Source organism: Chamaesiphon sp. VAR_48_metabat_135_sub (assembly GCF_031418915.1).
In the GTDB taxonomy this organism is placed as follows: Bacteria; Cyanobacteriota; Cyanobacteriia; order Cyanobacteriales; family Chamaesiphonaceae; genus Chamaesiphon.
The window spans coordinates 1-2867 of record NZ_JANOJV010000313.1 but is presented as its reverse complement, the minus strand read 5'-3'; the positions used below and the strand labels follow the sequence as shown (position 1 = coordinate 2867).

General features: G+C 38.0%; 2 protein-coding genes. Both read left to right on the top strand.

Annotation, left to right across the window (positions count from 1 at the left end):
- Nucleotides 1-305: type IV pilin-like G/H family protein (locus tag RMO55_RS21515; RefSeq protein WP_310430170.1), on the top strand; the 305-nt coding region annotated here is incomplete at its 5' end.
- Nucleotides 306-499: 194 nt separating this feature from the next.
- Entirely contained in the window at nt 500-2704 is a 2205-nt protein-coding gene (locus RMO55_RS21510; RefSeq protein WP_310430168.1) for an O-linked N-acetylglucosamine transferase, SPINDLY family protein, read from the top strand.
- Nucleotides 2705-2867 lie beyond the last annotated feature (163 nt).

The window sequence follows — 2867 nt, the reverse complement described above, 5'->3', positions numbered from 1 at the left end:
TTTCTACTTCCTTTGATGCTTTAGCTCTTGGTACCATTGCTGGAGGTACTGCTGGTACTACTACTAATTTTAGCTACACGCTCGCAGCTGGTAATGATACAGCAACTATTATTGCTCGTCCCAATGATATAATTCTCAAAGGTTACAGTGGTGGGAGTATTTATTACAGTAATCCGGCAAGTCAGAGTGTAATTGGTACTATACTTTGTGAAGTATCACTCCCTGGAACTACAGCTCCTGCACCAACAACATTTACTACGAATTCAGTTACTTGCACTGGATCTCAGATTAACCTCAGCATCTAAATATTAATACTCTATTTGCAGTTAATAGCTAATCCAGATTTTGAGGATTGGGAACTGTTGGATACTAACGTCAGTAAATTTACGGTTAATAAACTGTAGTGATCTATTTTTTTCCGTAATTACCTGGATTCGATCTCGATCTATTAGTCAGTATACTCAAGAAAGATCTATCCTTCTCTGTTGAGATTAAGTTCATGCAGGTCCTAACATCTACCCTCTCGATCAATTTGATCGATCGACCTTCAAATCCGATCAGTTTTTATGAAATAGCGATTTCTAATGATAATACGATTGCTAAAAACTATTGGCATCTGGGGGTTGCATATTTATTAGCAGGTAGGGAAGATGACGCGCAAGCTGCTTGGTTTACTCCCTTTGCGACCTCCAATGAAAGTGAACTTGAAAATTTGACCGATGATTTGATTTCAGTTTTGGAAATAGAGGCTAGCCATCTAGCCCAAATCCAAAAATTTGACCAAGCCTGGTTAATCCGTCAAAACATTTGGATATTATTACCTGATAAAATTGAAAATATTCTCCACCTAATTTGTATAGAGAATCTCATCGGTACGCTGACAACAGTATCGCTAATTGAGTGGCGCGTAAATGAACTTTTGGACGCGAGTATCGAGAGTATCAATGAGGATCTTCTGGAACAAGTCGTAGGATCGTTGCTAGATACTTGGAGTGATGAGAGTCTTGAAGTCATTAGATTCTGCTTACAAATGATGACATTAGAAAGAACTCTCGTGATCAGAAAGCTCATGGGTGTATTATTTCAAAGCTTTAACCAAGATGGTGCTAATTTATTTATTGTTAAAATAGTTGAAATATGTAATGAGATTCAGCCAAATACATTGAGTATACTCCAGGTTCTAAGCTATACATATTCTGGTGTTGGTCTTTACGACAAAGCAACTATAATTGCCAAGGATTTTTGCAGATTGGCATCAAAAGTAACTGATAAATTATTTGGAAGCTATCAACTTCAAAGAGCACACTTTACTGCTGGAAACTTACAAGATATAGATAAAGTAATTAATCTCCACAGACAGTTGTTATCAGATATTATTCAGGCATCACCTCGAAATTTACAGCAAGGGCAATACCAATCATTAATAATGTCCTCATTCTTCTTGCCATATACAGAAGATAATCCTCGTGCAAATAAAATATTACAAAATCAATTAGCAACTATTTACCAGCAGAATGTTCAACCAATTAGTGCAGAATATGATGTTGAGGAATCATCACTAATAAAAAGAACTGGATGTATCCGAATTGGCTATATTGGGATTGGATTCAAGTGTCATTCAGTTGGATGGCTAAGTCGGTGGCTAATTCAACATCACGATCGAGATTTTTTCCAAGTATTTATTTACTGTCTGAATACAAACAAGGATGATGAATTTAATCATGCATGGTTTAGAGATAAAGTAGATTCTACTTCATACTTAAATGGTTCTATCGAAGAAAATGTAGCTCAAATAAAAGCAGATGAAATTGATATTTTAATTGATTTGGATAGTCTCACATATGATTTAACATCCTTATTTATGGCACACAAGCCAGCTCCAATACAGTTGTCTTGGCTGGGTTGGGACTCTGCGGGGATTCCTACTGTCGATTATTTCATTGCCGATCCTTATGTTTTGCCAGATGATGCACAAGAATATTATTCCGAGAAAATTTGGCGATTGCCTCATACATATTTAGCAGTTGATGGATTTGAAATTGGTACCCCAAATCTACTGCGTGAGGATTTGGATATTCCATCTGATGCGGTGATTTATCTGAGCAGTCAATCTGGCTACAAACGTCATCCAGATTGTATTAAAGCTCAGATGGAGATTATCAAGGCTGTGCCTAATAGTTATTTCTTAATCAAAGGTAAGAGTGATAACGAAACTATCCAGAGATTATTTAGTGAATTAGCTTTAGAAGTGGGGATTAGTTTAGATCGGTTGCGCTTTTTAGAGCGAGATATCGATGAATATAGCCACCGAGCCAATTTAGCGATCGCAGATGTAGTTCTCGATACTTTTCCTTACAATGGGGCCACTACAACTCTCGAAACTCTGTGGATGGGGATTCCGATGGTTACACAGGTGGGACAGCAATTTGCGGCACGCAATAGTTACACATTTATGATCAATGCGGGGATTACGGAAGGGATTGCCTGGAATCAGCAAGAATACATTGATTGGGGGATTAAGCTAGGACTAGATCGCGAATTGAGATGGCAAGTCAAAGGTAAATTACATGCAGGTAGAACTAGCGCACCAGTCTGGAATGCCAAGCAATTTACACTTGATATGGAACAAGCCTATCGAGAAATGTGGGCACAATATCAAGAGCAACAAGCTAGTAATAAAACCGACACGTACGATCTAAATTAAGTGATGCAAGTACTAAATAAATTACCAAGTATAAATCCAGAGCAACAGTTTCATTCTAGCTGTTTGCTCCAAACAATTAATTACTATGAGACGATAATCGATCGCGGAGCGGACGTACACGCAAAAAGTGCAAGCGGTGTGACCGCGCTCGATGACCTCACGA

Coding starts and splice junctions, on each gene's coding strand:
- RMO55_RS21510 (WP_310430168.1), top strand. CDS start 500: ATGCAGGTCCTAACATCTACCCTCTCGATCAATTTGATCGATCGACCT.